General features: G+C 74.7%; 17 protein-coding genes and 1 riboswitch. Of the genes, 12 read left to right on the forward strand and 5 right to left on the reverse strand.

Going from position 1 to position 19,478, the window contains the following annotated elements; translation table 11 throughout:
- Positions 1-473: 473 nt before the first annotated feature.
- Positions 474-875: a VOC family protein gene (locus FHU37_RS05995; RefSeq protein ID WP_179813171.1), complete on the reverse strand. Its 402-nt coding sequence runs from the start codon at positions 873-875 to the stop codon at positions 474-476.
- A gap of 157 nt (positions 876-1,032) precedes the next feature.
- Positions 1,033-2,034, reverse strand: coding sequence for a 2,3,4,5-tetrahydropyridine-2,6-dicarboxylate N-succinyltransferase (gene dapD / locus FHU37_RS06000; protein WP_312892452.1), 1,002 nt, complete (start codon positions 2,032-2,034; stop codon positions 1,033-1,035).
- Between the two features lie 170 nt (positions 2,035-2,204).
- A riboswitch (FMN riboswitch) is annotated at positions 2,205-2,336 on the forward strand.
- A gap of 208 nt (positions 2,337-2,544) precedes the next feature.
- On the opposite strand from dapD, the gene FHU37_RS06005 reads away from it, so the two are divergent.
- The 4 genes from FHU37_RS06005 (at position 2,545) to ribH (ending at position 6,078) form a co-directional block, all read left to right on the forward strand.
- Complete coding sequence (locus FHU37_RS06005; RefSeq protein WP_179813172.1) at positions 2,545-3,267, forward strand: riboflavin synthase; 723 nt, start codon at positions 2,545-2,547, stop codon at positions 3,265-3,267.
- Positions 3,268-3,272: 5 nt separating this feature from the next.
- Positions 3,273-3,992 carry a nicotinamide riboside transporter PnuC gene (pnuC, locus tag FHU37_RS06010; RefSeq protein ID WP_312892453.1) on the forward strand — a complete coding sequence of 240 codons (720 nt, stop codon included), beginning with the start codon at positions 3,273-3,275 and terminating at the stop codon, positions 3,990-3,992.
- A gap of 56 nt (positions 3,993-4,048) precedes the next feature.
- A complete protein-coding gene (ribB, locus tag FHU37_RS06015; RefSeq protein ID WP_179816060.1) occupies positions 4,049-5,509 on the forward strand; it encodes a 3,4-dihydroxy-2-butanone-4-phosphate synthase in 1,461 nt (486 codons plus the stop codon).
- Between the two features lie 83 nt (positions 5,510-5,592).
- Positions 5,593-6,078 (forward strand): 6,7-dimethyl-8-ribityllumazine synthase, encoded by a 486-nt coding sequence (ribH, locus tag FHU37_RS06020; protein WP_179813173.1) that lies wholly within the window; start codon positions 5,593-5,595, stop codon positions 6,076-6,078.
- 94 nt (positions 6,079-6,172) lie between these two features.
- Here ribH and FHU37_RS06025 read toward each other — a convergent pair whose 3' ends face one another.
- Together FHU37_RS06025 and FHU37_RS06030 are read right to left on the reverse strand one after the other, a co-directional pair.
- Complete coding sequence (locus tag FHU37_RS06025; RefSeq protein WP_179813174.1) at positions 6,173-6,343, reverse strand: hypothetical protein; 171 nt, start codon at positions 6,341-6,343, stop codon at positions 6,173-6,175.
- A gap of 187 nt (positions 6,344-6,530) precedes the next feature.
- Positions 6,531-7,262, reverse strand: coding sequence for a GntR family transcriptional regulator (locus FHU37_RS06030; protein WP_179813175.1), 732 nt, complete (start codon positions 7,260-7,262; stop codon positions 6,531-6,533).
- A gap of 157 nt (positions 7,263-7,419) precedes the next feature.
- On the opposite strand from FHU37_RS06030, the gene FHU37_RS06035 reads away from it, so the two are divergent.
- From FHU37_RS06035 to FHU37_RS06055, 5 genes are all read left to right on the forward strand, one after another.
- Entirely contained in the window at positions 7,420-7,689 is a 270-nt protein-coding gene (locus FHU37_RS06035) for a phosphoribosyl-ATP diphosphatase (protein ID WP_179813176.1), read from the forward strand.
- A 188-nt stretch (positions 7,690-7,877) separates the two neighbouring features.
- The gene (hisG, locus tag FHU37_RS06040) at positions 7,878-8,723 is read left to right on the forward strand and encodes an ATP phosphoribosyltransferase (RefSeq protein ID WP_179813177.1); all 846 of its coding nucleotides are present in this window, start codon (positions 7,878-7,880) and stop codon (positions 8,721-8,723) included.
- A 90-nt stretch (positions 8,724-8,813) separates the two neighbouring features.
- Positions 8,814-9,308 (forward strand): PH domain-containing protein, encoded by a 495-nt coding sequence (locus FHU37_RS06045; RefSeq protein WP_179813178.1) that lies wholly within the window; start codon positions 8,814-8,816, stop codon positions 9,306-9,308.
- A gap of 299 nt (positions 9,309-9,607) precedes the next feature.
- Positions 9,608-11,140, forward strand: a complete 1,533-nt coding sequence (locus FHU37_RS06050; protein ID WP_179813179.1) for a hemolysin family protein — start codon at positions 9,608-9,610, stop codon at positions 11,138-11,140.
- On the forward strand, positions 11,137-12,186 hold the full coding sequence (locus FHU37_RS06055; RefSeq protein WP_179813180.1) for a hemolysin family protein: 1,050 nt from the start codon (positions 11,137-11,139) through the stop codon (positions 12,184-12,186). Before FHU37_RS06050 ends, FHU37_RS06055 begins: the two co-directional genes overlap by 4 nt.
- A 132-nt stretch (positions 12,187-12,318) precedes the next feature.
- Here the strand turns inward: FHU37_RS06055 and FHU37_RS06060 are convergent, their stop codons facing one another.
- The gene (locus FHU37_RS06060; protein ID WP_179813181.1) at positions 12,319-14,598 is read right to left on the reverse strand and encodes an AAA family ATPase; all 2,280 of its coding nucleotides are present in this window, start codon (positions 14,596-14,598) and stop codon (positions 12,319-12,321) included.
- Positions 14,599-15,069: 471 nt separating this feature from the next.
- Here FHU37_RS06060 and FHU37_RS06065 point away from each other — a divergent pair, with 471 nt between their 5' ends.
- From FHU37_RS06065 to FHU37_RS06075, 3 genes are all read left to right on the forward strand, one after another.
- On the forward strand, positions 15,070-16,209 hold the full coding sequence (locus tag FHU37_RS06065) for a M24 family metallopeptidase (protein WP_312892454.1): 1,140 nt from the start codon (positions 15,070-15,072) through the stop codon (positions 16,207-16,209).
- 175 nt (positions 16,210-16,384) lie between these two features.
- A complete protein-coding gene (locus FHU37_RS06070) occupies positions 16,385-17,449 on the forward strand; it encodes a fatty acid desaturase family protein (protein ID WP_179813182.1) in 1,065 nt (354 codons plus the stop codon).
- A gap of 395 nt (positions 17,450-17,844) precedes the next feature.
- A complete protein-coding gene (locus FHU37_RS06075) occupies positions 17,845-19,215 on the forward strand; it encodes a glycoside hydrolase family 6 protein (protein ID WP_312892455.1) in 1,371 nt (456 codons plus the stop codon).
- The last annotated feature ends 263 nt before the right edge of the window (positions 19,216-19,478 follow it).

Raw genomic sequence — 19,478 nt, forward strand, 5'->3', positions numbered from 1 at the left:
TGGGGATGGCCGGTCATGCCGGAAAGCGGAACGAATCCGGCCGGGCGGCATTCACGCGGGCGTGCCGTGCCGGGGCGTGCCGGGGACGGCGGAACCCGCGTCGAACACGGGAAAGGGCGCGCGTCGTCGCCTCGCCGGCGCGGTGCGCGACGGCACGCCGGCCGTGGCCGGGCAGGGCGCGGGATCGGTGCGAAAGGCCGTGGTCAGGCTGGCTGACGGACGCGGCGGAATGTCAGTGGCGCGGGCAACACGCGGCCCCGGCGACCCTCATGTGGTCGACCGCGCGGCGGCGAGTGAGCAGTTTCCCTGACATGTCCCGGAATACTTCCAGCGAATGCCGGAGAGGTCAAGGAATACTCGCATGCTGAGATGACGTCACGTTCGTACCACCCGTCACACGAGGGCCCGTGAGGTAACGCGTATGACGCCCGGCCACCTCGCGGAATGGGTGGGAGCGGCCGGCGCCGGCACGGTCACCCGGGGGCCGTGCCGGCGCCCGCCTCCTGGGAGCGGTCGCGGCACAGGCAGAACGGGTGCCCGGCCGGGTCGGCGTAGACCCGCCAGCCGTACCCGTCCTCCCCGACGCGGTCCTGGAGGAAGGTGGCGCCGAGCGCCAGCACCCGCTCGTGGGCCGCGTCGACGTCGTCGACCGAGACGTCGAGGTGGAACTGCTGCGGGTGCTCCGGATCCGGCCACAGCGGCGGGCGGTGGTCGGGCGCGAGCTGGAAGGAGAGCACCGTGCCGCCCTCCAGGGTGAGCACGGTCCACTCCGGGTCCTCGGTGTTCGCGGTGCCGCCCAGCACGGCCGCGTAGAACTCGGCGAGCGCGACGGGATCGGGACAGTCGAGGACGACGGTGCCCAGGGTGCCGATCATTGCGATGCCTCTCTGCTCTCTCCACGCGTGGTGGTGCGGCCGGGGCCGCCCCGACCGAGGCGTATAACCGCTGACGCGCCGGCCGAACCAGGGGAGAGCACGAGGGCCCGTCCCCCCGCGTGCGGGGGAACGGGCCCGACGACCGGCCGGGGCCGGATCAGTTGTGCGCGTGCAGGTCGGCGTTGAGCTCGCCCCAGGACTTCGTCCGCCAGACCGCCTCGACGGCGCCGGTCTGCGAGTGCCGGCGCAGCAGCATCCCGGAGCGGCCGGACAGCTCCGCGGCCTTGACCACGGTCCCGTCCGGCAGGCTCACCCGGGTGCCGGCCGTGACGTACAGCCCGGCCTCCACCACGCAGTCGTCGCCGAGCGAGATGCCGATGCCGGCGTTGGCGCCCAGCAGCGAGCGCTGGCCGATGGAGATGACCTGCTTGCCGCCGCCGGAGAGCGTGCCCATGATCGAGGCGCCGCCGCCGATGTCGCTGCCGTCGCCCACCACGACGCCGGCGCTGATCCGCCCCTCGACCATGGAGGCGCCCAGGGTGCCGGCGTTGAAGTTCACGAAGCCCTCGTGCATCACCGTGGTGCCGGGGGCCAGGTGGGCTCCGAGCCGCACCCGGTCGGTGTTCGCGATGCGCACGCCCGACGGGACGACGTACTCGGTCATCCGCGGGAACTTGTCGATGCCCTGCACCTCGAAGACCCGGCCGTCCGCGCGCGCGGCCATCCGGGCCGTCTCCACCCGGTCCACCGGGCAGGGGCCGTACGAGGTCCAGGCGACGTTGGCCAGCAGGCCGAAGATGCCGTCCAGGTTGGCGCCGTGCGGGCGCACCAGGCGGGAGCTGAGCAGGTGCAGTCGCAGGTAGGCGTCGTGGGCGTCGACCGGCTTGTCGGCCAGGGAGGAGATGACGCAGCGCACGCCGATCACCTCGACGCCGCGCCACTCGTCGGGGCCCAGCGCCCGTTCCGCGTGCACGCCCAGCTCGGCCTTGACCTGCTTGGCGGTCAGCCGCTCCGTGCCGCTGGGGCCGCCGGGGGCGTCGGTCAGCGCGGGGGCGGGGTACCAGGTGTCCAGGACGGTGCCGTCCTCGGCCACGGTGGCCAGGCCGACTCCGATCGCGCCGGGGGTGGGGGTGGTCTCGATGGTGTCCTCAGTGCTCACGACATGCACGGTACTCAACCCGGTGGGCCCCGCGCGCACCCCGTGCGCCCGTGTGGCGAGGCTCGCCCGGCCGGTGGCGGCGTCGGCCGCGCGCCGCGTGAGGCGTGCCACAGTCCGGAGGAGATGATCCACTCGGCCGGTGGTGGCAGAATGGCACCAGCATGTGACGTCTGCGCACTCCGGGGTCGGTGTAATTCCGAACCGGCGGTTACAGTCCGCGACCCGGCCGAATCCATCGGCCGGCTGACTCGGTGAAATTCCGGGACCGACGGTGAAAGTCCGGATGGGAGGTAGTTGCGCAGCGGGTGGTACCGGTGGCCTTCCGGCCGGGGCGCGTCCTGATCGGGCGCGGTCCGCGGAGGGGCCGCCCGGGGCCGACCCGCGCGACCACCGGTCGGCGGGTGCTCCCTCGGACGGTGGTTCCCGACCCCTTCGGTGCCGTTCCGCAAGCGTTATCACGTCCGCGGGTGCCCCGGAGCCGCGCGCATCGAGCGCGGAGGGAGCACCGAGTTGTTCACCGGAATCGTCGAGGAGCTCGGCGAGGTCGTGGGCGTGGAACGCCTCGACTCAGCCGCCCGGATACGGCTGCGTGGCCGTACCGTCACCGTCCAGGCCCGGCACGGCGACTCGATCGCCGTCAACGGCGTCTGCCTCACCGTCGTGGACGTCCCCGGAACGGCCGGCCTGGCCCCCGACGAGTTCACCGCCGACGTCATGGCCGAGACGCTGCACCGCTCCAACCTCGGCGACCTGACCGCCGGGACGCCGGTCAACCTGGAGCGGGCCACCGCCGTGGGCGCCCGGCTCGGCGGCCACATCGTGCAGGGACACGTCGACGGCACCGCCGAGCTGCTCGCCCGCACGAGCGGACCGCTGGACGCCGCCGGCGCCCCGCGCTGGGAGGTGCTGCGCTTCTCGCTGCCGGCCCGCCTGGCCCGCTACGTGGTGGAGAAGGGCTCGATCACCGTCGACGGCGTCAGCCTCACCGTGGTCGAGGCCGGCCACGACTCCTTCACCGTCAGCCTCATCCCCACCACCCTCGCCCTCACCACGCTCGGGCGGCGCGCGGTGGGCGAGCGGGTCAACCTGGAGGTGGACGTGCTCGCCAAGTACCTGGAGCGGCTGGTGGCGGTCGAGCCGGAGATCGCCGGGCGCCGCCTGCGCGACGTACCGGCCGACGGGGGCCACGCGCCCGCCGCGGGCGAGCCCGCCGACCTGCCGGCGGGGCGGTGAGGACCGTGGACCTCCTGGACTGGTTCTCCTGGCTGGAGGAGCCGATCTTCACCGTGGGCGGCGAGGGCGTGCCCTGGGCAGACCTGCTCGGCAACATCGCCGCCGTCGCCACCATCGCGCTGGCGATGCGGCGCTCGGTGCTCACCTGGCCGGTGCAGATCGCCGGCTCCCTGCTGCTGATCGTGGCGAGCCTGTCCGTGAACCTCGGCGGGAACGCCGCCCGCCAGGTCGTCATCATCGTGGTGGGCGCCTACGGCTGGTGGCGGTGGACCCGGCGCCGGCGCGCGGGGGGCGCCGGGGGCGACGGCGCCGTCGCGGTGCGCTTCGCCACCACCGCCGAGCGGATCGGCCTGCTGGCCCTGCTCGCCGTGGGCACCTCCGCGTTCGCCCTGCTGCTGGACGCGCTGGACGCCTCCTGGGCGCCCTGGCCGGACGCCTACATCTTCGTCGGCAGCCTGGTGGCGATGCTCGCCCAGGCCCGTGGCCTGGTCGAGTTCTGGTTCGCCTGGATCCTGGTGGACGTCGTGGGCGTCCCGCTGGCCGTCTCCGGCGGCCTGCTGTTCAGCGGCGCCGTCTACACGGTCATGTTCGTCATGGTGCTGTTCGGGCTCCGTGACTGGTGGCGGCGCGGCCGGCAGGCCCGCGCCGCGGCCGCCGCCCCGGCGGTGCCGGGCCCCAGCCGGGCCCCCGGCGCCGGCACCCCAAGCGAAGGAGCCTCCCTGTGACCACCCGACCCACCCCCCGCCCGGAGCGGGTGCCCCGCTCCCGCGCCGAGGACGACCTGGCCTGGACGGCCGAAGGCCGGCCAGTCCGCGACGCCGACCTCGCCCTCGACACCGTCGAGGAGGCCATCGCGGAGATCGCCGCCGGCAAGCCGGTCGTCGTGGTGGACGACGAGAACCGGGAGAACGAGGGCGACCTGGTCATCGCCGCCTCCGCGGTCACCCCGCAGTGGATGGCGTTCTTCATCCGCTACACCTCCGGCTACGTCTGCGCCCCCATGACGCCGGAGGACCTGGACCGGCTCCGGGTGCCCGCGATGACCGAGGTCAACGAGGACAGCAAGCAGACCGCCTACGCCGTCTCGGTCGACGCCCGGCACGGGGTCACCACCGGCATCTCGGCCGCCGATCGCGCCCGCACGGTGCGGGTGCTCGGCGATCCGGCGAGCGGCCCGACCGACCTGATCCGCCCCGGGCACGTGCTGCCGCTGCGCGCCGTGCCCGGCGGGGTGCTGGCCCGCCCCGGGCACACCGAGGCCACCGTGGACCTGGCCCGGCTGGCCGGCCTGCCGCCGGCCGGCGCCATCGCGGAGATCGTCAACGACGACGGCACCATGGCCCGGCTGCCCGACCTGGTCCCCTTCGCCCGCGCCCACGGCCTGAAGATCATCTCCATCGAGGCGCTGATCGCCTACCGGCGGCGGCTGGCCGCGGTGGAGTCCACCGGCGCCGAGGCGGAGCCCCTCGGCGGGGCGGCCGGGCCCGCCGGGGCGACGCGGCCGGCCGGGGCGACGCGGCCGGCCGGCGCGACCGCGCTCGGCGCCGCGCACGGCGGCGGCGACGCCGGCCCGTCGGGGGACCTGCCCGGCGTGGTGCGCGCCGCCGAGACCGACCTGCCCACCCGGCACGGCCGGTTCCGCGCCGTCGGCTACCGGGCCGCGGACGGCGGCGAGCACATCGCCCTGGTGGCCGGCGAGCTGGTGGACGGGCGGCTGCCCAAGGGCGAGGACGTCCCGGTCCGGGTGCACTCCGAGTGCCTCACCGGCGACGCCTTCGGTTCGCTGCGCTGCGACTGCGGTCCGCAGTTGGAGGCGGCGATGGAGCGGATCGCCGAGATCGGCCACGGGGTCGTGCTGTACCTGCGCGGGCACGAGGGGCGCGGCATCGGGCTGGTGCACAAGCTGCGCGCCTACCAGCTCCAGGACGCCGGGCTGGACACCGTGGACGCCAACCTCGAACTCGGCCTGCCCGCCGACGCCCGGGACTACCGGGCCGGGGCGCAGATCCTCGCCGACCTCGGGGTGCGCTCGGTGCGGCTGCTGACCAACAACCCCGCGAAGCGGGACGCCCTGGAGGCGCTGGGCATCCCGGTGACCGGCCGGGAGGCCGTGCCGGTCCCGCCCGGCGTGGACAACGTGCGCTACCTGGTCACCAAGCGCGACCGGATGGGGCACGACCTGCCCTGGTTGCGCACCGCCGCCCCCGAGCCGCCGCCGGTCCCGCAGCCGACCGGTTCCTGACCGGCCCGTTCGCTTCGTCCTCCGTAACGGCTGGCCTCAGCCGCGAGAGCCCCACGTCCCTTCGACCGTCGAGGAGCAACAAAATGAGTGGCAGGGGAGCCCCCACCCTCACCGTGGAGAACTGCCAGGACCTGCGGGTCGCCGTGGTGGCGGCGCAGTGGCACGAGAAGATCATGGACGCCCTGCTGGACGGCTCGCTGCGGGCCCTGCGCGAGCTGGGGATCGTCGAGCCGACCGTGCTGCGGGTGCCGGGCAGCTTCGAACTGCCGGTGGTGGTCGGCACCGTGGCCAAGCGGGGCTACGACGCGGTGGTGGCGCTGGGCGTGGTGATCCGCGGCGGCACCCCGCACTTCGAGTACGTCTGCCAGGGCGTGACGGCCGGGCTCACCCAGGTCACCGTGGACACCGGCGTTCCCGTCGGGTTCGGGGTGCTCACCTGCGACGACGAGCAGCAGGCGCTGGACCGGGCTGGCCTGGAGGGCTCGACGGAGGACAAGGGGCACGAGGCGGCCGTCGCCGCCGTCGCCACCGCCATGACGCTGCGGACGGTCTCCGAACCCTGGCGGTGAGGCGGGGGACGACGAGCCGGCGGCCGGCCGAGGTGGTGACTCCTCGACCGGCCGCCGGCGGCCGCACGCGGCGCGGGCGCCGCGACGGGCCGGCTCAGTCGCCCGTGGCGATCTCCACCCCGGCGTCGTACTGGCCGTACTCGCCGCCGAAACCCTCCCCGCCGGCGGCGGACTGGTAGGCGTCGACGTAGAGGGCCTGGGCCGGGGCGGCGAGGATGCCGACGAGGGCGAGGGCTCCCAGGGCGGTGGCGGTCAAGCGGCGCATGGCGACGTTGTCCCTTCTCGTGACGGTGACGTGCGTCCCGGGCCGACCACCCGTGGTGGTCGTCGGGGACGGCTGACACATCCCGAGCCGGCGGCCCCGGCAAGCGCGCGCCGGCCCACGGCCACCCGAACAGCCGCCCGGACTTCACGCCCGCAGCGGAGTTGACTGATCATCACACGTATCGCCGCTACCGTCCCAGCGGGTACTCCTCGGTGCGCGCCCAGCGGCCGGCCGGGGTGACCCCCACCTCGTAGGCCAGCGGCACCCCGTTGGCGTCGTAGGTGATGTGGCGCACCTCGGTCACCGCGGAGGGGTCCTGGAGGTCCAGCAGGGCCCGCTCCTCCGCCGTGGCCAGGCGCGAGGTCCACATGTCCCGGGCGCTCTTCGGGCGGCGGAAGGTCCGCTGCTCCAGGTAGCGCGTGGTGCCCTGGTGGATCCGCTCCTTCTCCAGCAGGCGCGGCGCGAGGTCGGCGACGGCGGCGTGGAAGAAGCTCCACGAGGTCGCGACCGGCCGCGCGTCCTCGTTGGTCACCCGGTGCCGGCGCACCACCAGGGCCCGCGGCTGCAGGCCGAGGCCGGCGGCGACGTGGTCGGGGGCCTCGACGACGTCCGCGGCGAGGATGTCGGCCTGCTCGCCGGCCGGGTACACCCGTCCGGTCCGCAGCGCGCAGTCGTAGCGCTCGCCGGCGGTGCGGGCCAGCGGCAGCCGCTCGCGCACCCAGGTGCCGACGCCCTGCCGGGACTCCACCAGCCCCTCGTTGCGCAGCAGGCCGAGCGCCTGCTTGACGGTCGAACGGGCCACGCCCCACTGCTCCGCGAGCGCGCCTTCCGCCGGCAGCGTGTCGCCGGGGGCCAGCTCGCCCCGGACGATCTGGCTGCGCAGGTCGGTGGCGATCCATTCGTACTGGGGCAGTGCCACGATCTCACCCCTCGTGTCGGAAGTGTCACTAGTCGCACAAGAGGTTAGTCATGCCGGCTGCCCCGAGAAAGGGGAAGCGTGCGGTGGAACCGGGCCGCACGCCGGCGCACGGGGCGCACGACGGATGCTCCCGCCCCATCTGGGAGAATCCACCCCCGTGGAGACCAAAACGTTCGAGCAGCTCTTCGCGGAGCTCCAGCAGAAGGTGGCCGACGGCCAGCCCGGCTCCCGCACCGTGGAGCTGGTGCAGGCAGGCGTGCACGCCATCGGCAAGAAGATCGTCGAGGAGGCGGCCGAGGTGTGGATGGCCGCCGAGTACGAGACCGACGAGCAGGCCGCCGAGGAGATCTCGCAGCTCCTCTACCACCTGCAGGTGATGATGGTGGCCCGGGGCATCTCCCTGGAGGACGTCTACCGCCACCTGTGAGCCCGCCCGCCGGCGACCACCATGTGGGCCGGTTCCCCGCCGCCCGTGGCCAACCGGTAGCGTTGCGGCGGGGAAACGCGCCCGGCACGAACCGGGCCCGCCCCCGCCCCCAACGGCCCGCCCCACCCGGGGCGGGACCGTCCGGAACACCTCCGCGCGCTAGCCCGCCGGACACGTGAGGAAGAGACATGCTGCGCATCGCCGTACCGAACAAGGGTTCCCTCTCCGAGCCTGCGGCGGCGATGCTCCATGAGGCCGGCTACCGGCAGCGCAAGGACTCGCGCGAACTGGTCCTGGTCGACCCGGAGAACAACGTCGAGTTCTTCTTCCTGCGCCCCCGCGACATCGCCGTCTACGTCGGCTCCGGCCGGCTGGACCTCGGCATCACCGGCCGCGACCTCCTCCTCGACTCCGGCGCGGAGGCCGAGGAGGTCATGCAGCTCGGCTTCGGCGGCTCCACCTTCCGCTGGGCCACCCGCCCCGGCACCGCCACCGGCCTGGCCGACCTGGAGGGCCTGACCATCGCCACCTCCTACCCGGGCGTGGTGGAGCGCTACCTCGCCGAGCACGGCGTGAACGCCGCCGTGGTCCGCCTGGACGGCGCGGTGGAGACCGCGATACAGCTCGGCGTGGCGGACGTCATCGCCGACGTGGTCTCCACCGGCACCACCCTGCGCAACGCGGGGCTGGAGATCATCGGCGAGCCGATCCTGGAGTCCGACGCCGTCCTGATCCGCCGCAAGGGCGCGGACAGCTCGCACGCCGTGGAGCTGTTCCTCCGCCGGATGCAGGGCGTGCTGGTGGCGCGCCGCTATGTGATGATGGACTACGACATCCGGGCGGAGCAGGTGGAGGCGGCCGTCGCGCTGACGCCGGGCCTGGAGTCCCCGACGGTCTCGCCGCTGCACAACTCCGGATGGGTCGCGGTGCGGGCCATGGTGCCCCACCGGGACGCCCAGCGGATCATGGACGACCTCTACGAGATCGGCGCCCGGGCGATCCTGGTCACCAAGATCCACGCCTGCCGGCTGTGACCCGGTAGCCCGTCGCCCACCGCGGCCCCGCCCGACCCGCCGCCCGCCGGCCCGGGGCGGGGCCGCCGCACCATCGCGCTGGAGCATGTCATGACCGAGACCGGCCGGCCCCCGGGCGCGGACGACCGCCGCCCGCCCACGCTGCCCGCGGTCTTCCGCCCCCGCCGGGTCTGGATCTTCCTGCACGTGGTCGGCGCCGCGCTGACCACGGCCATGGTGGTGGTCGCGCTGGCGCTGCCGACCGGCGGCCCCGGCGCCTGGGGCGTCGGCGACCGCGCCGCCCTGGTCTGCTTCGGCCTGTTCTGCTGGGGCGTGGCGGCGCTGCTGGCGCGGCCCAAGGTGGTCGTCGACGAGGCCGGGCTCACCGTGGTCAACGTGGTGCGCCGGCGCCGCCTGGAGTGGGCCGAGGTGGTCCGCGTCAACCTGCGGCAGGGCGACCCGTGGGTGCTGCTGGACCTCTCCGACGGCACCACGCTGGCCGCCATGGGCATCCAGCCGGCGGGCGGACGCGACCAGGCGGTGCGCGGCGCCCGCGCCCTGCGGGACCTCGTCGACGCCCACGCCCCCGAGGACCCGCGCGGCTAGCCGCCACCCGCGGCCGGTGCCGCGACGGCGCCCCACCCGTCCACGCGGCAGCACCAGTCGCTCGTGACGATCGCCCGCACTTCTTCTACTCTTGATACGGAGCGGCCACCCGTCGGCCGCTCGGCGCCGCGAGGCCCGGAGGGTGTCCCACGCCCGGGCCGGAGGCGGCGACCGCGCCGCACGGCGCGCTTCCCCCGACCAGAGGAGTGACACTCCACCTCGATGGACGCATCGTCCGGTAGTACCGGCGTCGCCGACCCCTCGACCCGCACCCAGGGCCGCAGCGCGGAGGCGACGCGATGACCGAACTGCTCCTGCTCGGTGTGGCCGTCCTGCTCACCGCCGCCTGCGCGGTGTTCGTGGCCTCCGAGTTCTCCCTCACCACCGTCGAGCGCGGTGAGCTCGAACGCGCCGCCGCCAAGGGCCTGCGCGGCGCGGACCACGCGCTGAAGGCGGTCCGCCGGCTGACCGTCCAGCTCTCCGGCGCCCAGCTGGGCATCACCCTGACCTCGCTGGTGATCGGCATGATCGCCGAGCCCTCGGTGGGCCGGCTGCTGACCGGGCCGCTGGCCGCGCTGGGCATCCCCGCCTCGGCCGCGGCCGGCGTCAGCCTCACCCTGGCCACCGTCCTGGTGACCGTCTTCACCATGATCTTCGGTGAGCTGGTGCCGAAGAACTGGGCGATCTCCAACCCGCTCGGCATGGCCCGGGTCGTCGCCCTGCCGCAGCAGCTGTTCACCGCCGCGTTCGGCCCGCTGATCAACGGGCTGAACAACACCGCGAACTACGTGGTGCGCCGGCTCGGCATGGAGCCGACCGAGGAGCTGGCCTCCGCGCGCACCCCGAACGAGCTGATGGCGCTGGCCCGGCACTCCGCCCGGGAGGGCGCGCTGGAGGCCGACACCGCGGACCTGTTCGTGCGCACCCTGCGGTTGTCCGAGCTGACCGCGCAGAGCGTGATGACGCCGCGCGTGCAGGTGCGCTCCCTCCAGGACAACGCCACGGCCGCCGACGTGATCAACCTCACCCGGGCCACCGGGCTGTCCCGCTTCCCCGTCTACCGGCAGAGCCTGGACGACGTCGTCGGCGTGGTGCACCTGAAGGACGCCCTCGCGGTCCCCGCCGACCAGCGGATGGAGTGGTCCGTCGGCCGTCTCGCCGCCGAGCCCATGCGGGTCCCGGAGACCCTTCCGGTGGACCAGCTGCTGGAGCAGCTGCGGCGCCGGCAGACCATGGCGATCGTGGTGGACGAGTACGGCGGCACGGCCGGGGTGGCCACCCTGGAGGACATCGTCGAGGAGGTCGTCGGCCAGGTCCGCGACGAGCACGACGTGGACGAGGCCCCGGAGATCCTGCCGGTGCACTCCGTCGACGGCACCCCGGACAGCTGGGAGGTCGACGGCGGGTACCGCATCGACGAGCTGGAGCGGATGGGCATGCGCGTCCCGGAGGGCCCCTACGAGACCCTCGCCGGCCTGCTCGCCGACCGGCTCGGCCGCATCCCGGCCAAGGGCGACACGCTGGAGGTCGCGGGCTGGCACGCCGAGGTGCTCTCCGTGGAGCACCACCGCGCCGAGCGCGTGCGGCTCACCGCGCCGTCCGAGCCGGCCCGGCCCCACGAGCACGCCGACCGCCCCCGCGGCGCGGACGCCGGCGACGCGCCCGACGCCGGGACCGACCGGGTGGGGGACCACGAGCGGTCCCCGGCCCTGCGGGCGGCGGCCAGGGCCCTGCGCGAGGGACAGCACGACCGCGGCGGGCACGGCGACGGTGCCGTCCACGCGCACCGCGACGGCGCCCTCGCGCACCGTGAGGGGGTGAGCGCCCGATGACCGCGTTCCAGTTGCTGCTGGGTGGCCTCACCCTGTTGACCAACGCCTTCTTCGTCGGCGCCGAGTTCGCCCTGATCTCGGTCCGCCGCAGCCAGATCGAGCCGCTGGCCGACGCGGGCGACCGCCGGGCGCGGACCGTGCTGTCCGCCCTGGAGCACCTGTCGCCGATGATGGCCACGGCGCAGTTCGGCATCACGCTCTCCACGGTCGTGCTGGGCGCGGTCGCCGAGCCGGCCATCGCGCACCTGCTGGAGCCCGGCTTCGAGGCCGTCGGCGTGCCGCACGGCCTGGTGCACCCGATCTCCTTCGTCATCGCGCTGACGCTGGCGACCTACCTGCACATGCTGGTCGGCGAGATGGTGCCGAAGAACATCGCGCTGGCCGCGCCCGCCACCACCGCGCTGTGGCTGGCGCCCCCGCTGGTGGCGATCACCCGGGTGCTGCGCCCGCTGATCTTCTCCATCAACGCGCTGGCCAACGGCATCCTGCGGCTGATGGGCGTGCAGGCCAGGGACGAGGTGGAGTCGGCCTTCGACAGCACCCAGCTGGCCCACATGCTCAAGGACTCCCAGGCGGCCGGCCTGCTCGACCCGCGCGAGCAGGAACGCCTGGAGGACGCGCTGGCGCTGGGCCGCCGGCCGGTCACCGAGGTGCTGCTCAGCACCGACCACACGGTGACCGTCCCGGTCGACGTCACCGCCGAGCGGCTGGAGGAGCTCGCCGTCGCCACCGGGTTCTCCCGGTTCCCGGTGGTGGGCGAGGGCGGCGCGATCCTGGGCTACCTGCACGTCAAGGACGCCCTGGACGCGGAGGACCGCGCGGCGCCCATCGCCCGCTCGGTGTGGCGGCCGGTCATCTCGGTCCCGGCGGCCACACCGCTGGACGACGCCCTGGCCGCCATGCGCCGCGGCGCCTCCCACCTGGCGGCGGTCGTGGACGACGCCGACCACACGCTGGGGCTGGTCACCATGGAGGACGTCCTGGAGGAACTGGTCGGCGAGGTGAACGACCCCGCCCACCAGGCGGCACCCCCGGTCGGCGTCTGACCGGTCGACCGGTTCGTCACCGGCCCACCGGTCGACCGACCGGCGGACGACGCCACCCACCGGCCGTGGACCCGTGCGAACGGGGCCACGGCCGGTGGCCGTTCCCGGCCGGGCCCGCCGCCGGCTCCCCGCTCACTCCCCGTTCCACATCCCGGGGACCATCTCGCCGTACGCCTGGACCAGGTCGCTGAGGCAGAGCGTGGCCAGCTCCTCGCGGGTCGGCTCGACCGGCAGGGCGGTCAGCCGCAGGTCGCGGAAGGCGCAGGTCTTCTCGTACAGGGCACGCACGAACCGGCCGTTGCCCAGCCCGTCGATCCAGCCCTGCTCCACCACGTAGTGACCGATGCTCGCGAGTTCCTCCAGGGCCTCCGGATCCCACCGGTCGCCGCCGGCCGCCGCCATGTGCTCGCCGATCCGGGTCAGCTCCCGGGGCCCGTAGCTGGGGAAGTCCACCCGGGTCTCGAACCGCGAGCCGAGGCCGGGGTTGACCGCCAGCAGGCGCTCCATGCCGTCGGGGTAGCCGGCGAGGATCACCACCAGCCGGTCGCGGTTGTCCTCGGCCCGCTTCAGCAGCACCTGGAGCGCCTCCTCGCCGTAGGCGTCGCCCTTGCTGTAGGAGGTGCTGGCCAGGCTGTAGGCCTCGTCGATGAAGAGCACGCCGTCCAGGGCCGAGTCGATCAGCTCGTTCGCCTTGATCGCGGTCTGCCCGAGGAACTCGCCGACCAGATCGGGGCGCTGCGCCTCGACCAGGTGCCCGCCGCTCAGCAGGCCGAGGGCGCGGAATATTCGGCCGAGTATCCGGGCCACCGTGGTCTTGCCGGTTCCGGAGGGTCCGGAGAACACGAAGTGCCGCTTGGGCGGCTGCACCGGCAGCCCGGCGCGGCGGCGCAGCTCGGCCATCCGCAACTGCGCCGAGATCGCCCTGACCTGCCGCTTCACCGGCTCCAGGCCGACCATGTCCTCCAGTTCGGCCAGCGCGCTGGTCAACGGGTCCGACTCGGCGGCGCCGGGCGGAGCCTGGGCGGCACCGCCGTCGTCGGCCCGTGGCGCGGCGCCGTCCGCACCGCCGAGGGCGTCCGCCGGCGCGGCGGGCCCGGGCACGGCCGGCCCGCCGGCGACCGCCCAGTCGTCGCCCAGCTCGCTGGAGGCCATCCCGCTGCCGGCCAGCCCGGCGCCCAGCCCGGCCGGCGCCCCGGAGCCGTCGAGGCCGTCGCGCCCCTCGAAGGCGGGGGAGCCGGGAACGCCACCGCCGCCGGCCCCGCCGGCGCCCGGGTCGGTGCCGCCGCCCGCGCCGCAGGGTCGGTCAGCGCCCAGCCCGTCGCCGCCCGGGTACGGCTCCTGCGCGGCGGTGTCCGGGGCGCCCGACCGCCGGCCGGTGGCGGCGCCCTCGGCCGGTGCCTGCGCGCCGGCGAGCCCCGGGGCGAACCACCCCGCGCCGTCGGCCTGGTTGCCGTCCCGGGGACCGGGCACCGGCAGGCTGCCGCCGCCCCCGGCGAGCAGGCCGGCCGCCGTCCCGGACGGGCCGCCGCCGCGTGACGCGGACGTCCCGCCGGCGTCACGGGGCGGGGGGAGCGTCCCGGTGGCGCCGCGCGGGGGCAGGTGCGGACCGATCTCGTCGAAGAGCGCCTCGACGTCCTCCGGGGAGTCGATGTCGGCCAGGATCGCGGTGATCCGGCCGGCCGCGTCCATGAAGCCGGCGTCGGCGCGGTGCACCGAGCGGTACAGCGGCAGCGCCGCCGCGCTGCGCCCCTGCCCCTCGTAGGCGCGGGCCAGCCAGTAGCGCAGTTCCTTGCGCTGCGGCTGTTCGGAGCGGCACCGGGCCAGGGCGCTCAGCAGCAGCGGCTCGGCCTGCGCGTAGCGCCCCAGCCGGATCCGGGCCATCCCGCCGAAGAGCGCGCTCTCCACGCCCAGCAGCGGGTCGTCGTAGAGGTCCTGGGTGCAGCGCACCAGCGTCTCCCAGTCCTTGACCAGGTAGGCGCGGCAGGCACCGAGGAAGCGGGAGCGGGGGTCCTCGCGGGGATCCGGGCACAGGTCGAGGGCCCGGTCGAGCTCGGGCAGGTGCAGGCCGTCCAGCCAGTGCGAGGCGTGCGCCAGGGTGAGGTCGTCCGCGGTCTCCAGCATCGGCTGCACCCACCAGCCGAGCCAGAACCAGGAGTTCAGCGGGCGGCGGTGGATGGTGCGCTGCTCGCCGAAACGGTCGCGGTGGCGCACCATGGCCAGCAGGGCGGTGGAGGAGTCGACCTTGAGGGCGTGCAGGCCCAGCCAGGCGTCCGCCATGCCGGGGTCGTGGGCCACGGCCGTGCGGAACTCCTCCTCGGCCCGGGCGTAGGCCCCGATCGTGTAGGCCTCCACGCCCCGCAGCCAGGCGAGGTCGGCGGCCCCTCCGCCCGCTCCTCGTGCGAGTGCGTCCATGCGGGCCCCTCCCGAGACGGTCGTCGCGTCCCTCGGGCGCGCACGACGCCGCGCCCATCGGCACCGACAGACTCCCCACATCGTAGCCGGGTCATGCGCGCGGCCGGCGGGTCGACGGTGGGCGCTGCCCGCGCAGGGCTCGGGTGGGGGAGCCGGAGGACCGGACCGGCGTCGGAGCGGGGCAGGGCCGCAGGGGGAGGGGAGGAGGGGTGAAGCTGCCCCAGTCACGGGGGAACAACTGGGGCAGCTTCAGATCATGTTGCAGATTCAACTGAATCTTGCACGCCGAACATTACGTCCTGGTGTTCGGGCTGGTCAAGCCCCCTTCTGCAACCGTGCGCCAGCCCGTGCGCCTATGTGCGCCCCTTCGTGCGCCCCCCTGGGCGGGCGCGCCCGCCCCTCCCACCCGGACGGCGCCGACATCCGCGCCGCTCCCCGGCCACGCCCCGCCCTCACGCCTACATTGGTCGAGTGACCACACCACACGAGCCCAGCGCGGACCTCTACCCACCGGACCGCCCCGGCCGGGCCGCCTCCGCCGCGGCCGCCGCCGGGCTGGACGCCCTGCTGATCTCGCCCGGCGCCGACCTGCGCTACCTCACCGGCTACCAGGCGCTGCCGCTGGAGCGCCTGACCTGCCTGGTGGTCCCGGCCACCGGACGGGGCGAACCGTTCCTGCTCGTCCCCACCCTGGAACGCCCCGCCGCCGAGGCCTCCCCGGCCGGACGACTCGGCATCGAGATCGTCGGCTGGAACGAGACCGAGGACCCCTACGCCCTGATCGCCGCGCGGCTGCCCCGGGCCGTCGGACGGGTCGCCGTCGACAACCACATGCACGCCGAGAAGGTCCTGGCCTTCCGCCGGGCCCTCCCGGCCGCCGAGCAGGCCCTCGCCGGCGACGTGCTGCGCGAGCTGCGCATGCGCAAGACCCCCGCCGAGGTCTCCGCCCTGCGCCGCGCGGCCGAGGCGATCGACGGCGTGCACCACGCCATGGAACGGTGGCTGCGCCCCGGCCGCACCGAGGCGGCGATCAGCCGGGACATCGCCGACGCCATCGTCGCGGCCGGCCACGCCCGCTGCGACTTCGCCATCGTGGCCGCCGGCCCGAACGCCGCCAGCCCGCACCACGAGCCCTCCGACCGGCCGGTGCGCCCCGGCGAGCCCGTCGTGGTGGACATCGGCGGCACCCTGCCCGAGGGCTACTGCTCCGACTCCACCCGCACCTACTGCGTCGGCGAACCGCCCGCAGACTTCGCCGACTACTACGCGGTGCTGCTCGCCGCCCAGCGGGAGCAGACCGAGGCCGTGCGCCCCGGCGTCACCGCCGAGCGACTCGACGCGGTCGGCCGCGACCCGATCACCGCCGCCGGCTACGGCGAGTACTTCGTCCACCGCACCGGCCACGGCATCGGGCTGGAGACCCACGAGGAGCCGTACATCGTGGCCGGCAGCGACCGGCCGCTGGAGGCCGGGATGGCCTTCTCCGTCGAACCCGGCATCTACCTGCCGGGCCGCCACGGCGCCCGGATCGAGGACATCGTGGTGGTCACCGAGACCGGCGGCGAGCGCCTCAACCAGACCCCCCGGGAGCTGGCGGTCCTGCCCGGCTGACGCCGCGGGCGCACCGCCGCGACCACTGTGCACGACGGTGGCACCGGTCACAAGGCGCCGAGTGTCCACGATCCCCGCCGATTCCCCTCCGGATGTCCGGGGTGGGGCCAGCCCCACCCCGGACGTGGTGCTGGCCGGTTGGGTAAACCGGCCGGGAGACGACAGACTCAGCGCCATGACGATCGAATCCATACCCGCACCAGCGGCACCGGCTCGCTCCTCGCGAGGCGGCAGCGACTTCGCCGAGCTCTCCCGGAGGGTGACGCGGGCCGGTCTGCTGGACCGGCGTCCGGGCTACTACACCGCCCGGATCGCCCTGGTGGGGGGCCTCCTCGCGGTGGGCTGGGGGGCCTTCTTCGCACTCGGCGACTCCTGGCTGCAGCTCCTCGTCGCCGTCTTCCTCGCCGTGGTGTTCGCGCAGATCGCGCTGCTCTCCCACGACCTGGCGCACCGCCAGGTGTTCCGCACCCGCCGGCCCAGCGAGATCGCCGGCCGGATCGCCGGAAACCTGGGGATCGGCATGAGCTACGGCTGGTGGATGGACAAGCACACCCGCCACCACGCCAACCCCAACCACGAGGAACTCGACCCGGACGTCGCCCCGGACCTGCTGGTGTGGTCCAAGGAGCAGGCCGAGAAGAGCCGGGGCCTGTCCCGGGTGATCGGCCGCTGGCAGGCCTACCTGTTCTTCCCCCTCCTCACCCTGGAGGGCATCAACCTGCACGTCTCCGGCGTCCGGGCGCTGCTGCGCCCCTCCCTGAAGCGGCGCTGGCTGGAGGGCGGGCTGCTCTTCGCCCACTTCGCGGCCTACCTCGGCGCGCTCTTCCTGGTGCTGCCGCCCGGCAAGGCGCTGGCCTTCCTCGCCGTGCACCAGGGGCTCTTCGGCGTCTACCTCGGCTGCACCTTCGCGCCCAACCACAAGGGCATGCCGACCCTGAAGGAGGGCGAGGAGCTGGACTTCCTGCGCAAGCAGGTGCTCACCTCGCGCAACGTCCGCGGCGGATGGGTCGTCGACGCCGCGCTGGGCGGCCTGAACTACCAGATCGAGCACCACCTCTTCCCCAGCATGCCCACCCCCAACCTGCGGCGCGCGCAGCCGATCGTCCGGGACTACTGCGCCGAGCTGGGCATCCCCTACCTGGAGAGTGGGCTGATCGACTCCTACGCCCAGGCGCTGCGCCACATGCACGCCGTCGGGGCGCCCATCCGGACCTCCGCCGCCGCGCCAGTGGGCGGCTGAGCGGCGGGGCCGTGGGGCCGACGCCGTGGGGCCGACGGCGCAGGGGTGACGCCGCGGGGGCGGGCGCCCGGCACGTCGGGGCGCACGGCACGGCCGAACGGGCCGCCGGCGGGGGGCGCGGCGCGGGGGCGCGCCCCCCGGGCGGCGCGGGGCGCCGCCGTCCGGTGTCGCCGCGAGGGTGACGGGCGGTCGGGAGCCGGGGAGCCGCTTCGGCGCCCCGGCTCCTTCCCCGTGTCTCGCTGCCGGTCGCCGGAAAGTGGCGGGTCCGAGGGGTTCCGGTGCGGGCCTGGGGATGGTTGGGTGGGCGGCGACTGTGTGAGAGCGCTCTCATTCACGGTGTGGGAGCGTTTCCACGCGGAAGGACCCGCATCCTTCAGGCAACGAAAGGACCCACGGTGAGAAGGCGTTCGGTCAGAACCATCCCCAAGCGGATCGCGGTGGCCGCGGTCGCCGCCGCGGCCGCGCTCGGCGCCCTGATGACGAGCGGTGCCGCCGCCGGTGCGGCCGAGTCGGTGGCGGCGGCGGGCAGTCTCCCGGCGAACGCGACCCTGTACAAGGATCCGGATTCCCAGGTCGCCCGCTGGGTGGCGGCCAACCAGTCGGACTCCCGCTGGTCCGTCATCAACTCGCGGATCGCCAGCCAGCCGCAGGGCATCTGGTTCTCCAACTACCGCCCGACCACGGTCACCGCCGACGTCCGCCGGGTGACCTCCGCGGCCGAGGCCGCCGGACAGATCCCCACGCTTGTCGCGTACATGATCCCGAACCGGGACTGCGGCGGCGCCTCCGCCGGCGGCGCGCCCGACCTGGCCTCCTACGACGCCTGGGCCCGCAACTTCGCCGCCGGCCTGGGCACCGGCACCGTCCTGGTGATCCTGGAGCCGGACTCCCTCGCGCTGCAGACCTGCATGTCCGCCTCCGAGATCGCCGCCCGCAACGCCTCGCTCTCCCGCGCCGCGGCCGCCATCCACGCCGCCAACCCCAACGCCAAGGTGTACTTCGACGGCGGGCACTCCGCCTGGAACGGCGCGGCCGAGCAGGCCCGCCGGCTCCGCGACGCCGGCATCCTGACCAACGGCGACGGCGTGTACACCAACGTCTCCAACTTCCAGCACACCGCCTCCGAGGTGAGCTACGGCAAGCAGGTGCTGGCCGCGCTCGGCAACCCGGCGGACCTGCACCTGGTCGTGGACACCAGCCGCAACGGCGCCGGCCCCGCCCCCGGCGGCGCCTGGTGCGACCCGGCCGGCCGGCGGATCGGCACCAACCCGACGACCAACACCGGCGACGCCGCGGTCGACGCCTACCTGTGGGTCAAGCCCCCGGGCGAGGTGGACGGCTGCGCCGGCCCGGCCGGCACCTTCAGCCCCGCCTACGCCTACGAACTGGCCGGCAGCGGCAGCGGCAGCCCGACGCCCACCCCGACACCCACCGACCCCCCGGCGAACGGCGCGTGCGCGGTGGACTACCGGATCACCAACTCCTGGTCGGGCGGCTTCACCGCCGAGGTCGTCCTGCGCAACAACGGCGCCGCGCTGAACGGCTGGACGCTGGGCTGGACCTTCCCCGGCGACCAGCGGATCACCAGCGCCTGGAACTCCCGGGCCAGCCAGTCCGGCAACGCGGTGACCGTCACCGACGCCGGCTACAACGGCTCCCTGGCCACCGGGGCCTCCACCTCCTTCGGATTCCAGGCCACCGTGGGCTCCAGCAACGCGGAGCCCACCGCCTTCACCCTGGGCGGCGTCAGCTGCACGGTCTCCTGACCGGCCGTCCGCCGAGGGCCGTCCGCTGAGGGGCCGTCCGCCGTGGGGCGAGTCGCGGTGACGGCCGGCGGCCGCCCCGGTGGTTCTCCACCGGGGCGGCCGCCTCACGCGTCCGTTCGGCAACACGCGCCCCACCAGACTCACGGACCCCGGACGCCCCGCCAGTGTCGGCGTTCACCCGGCGTTCTCCCGCGCGGCGGCCACGCGCCACCCGGCTCCCGTAGAACTCGTGCGTCCCGACGCACAGCCCCTGGGAGAGCGCA

Source organism: Allostreptomyces psammosilenae (genome assembly GCF_013407765.1).
In the GTDB taxonomy this organism is placed as follows: domain Bacteria; phylum Actinomycetota; class Actinomycetes; order Streptomycetales; family Streptomycetaceae; genus Allostreptomyces; species Allostreptomyces psammosilenae.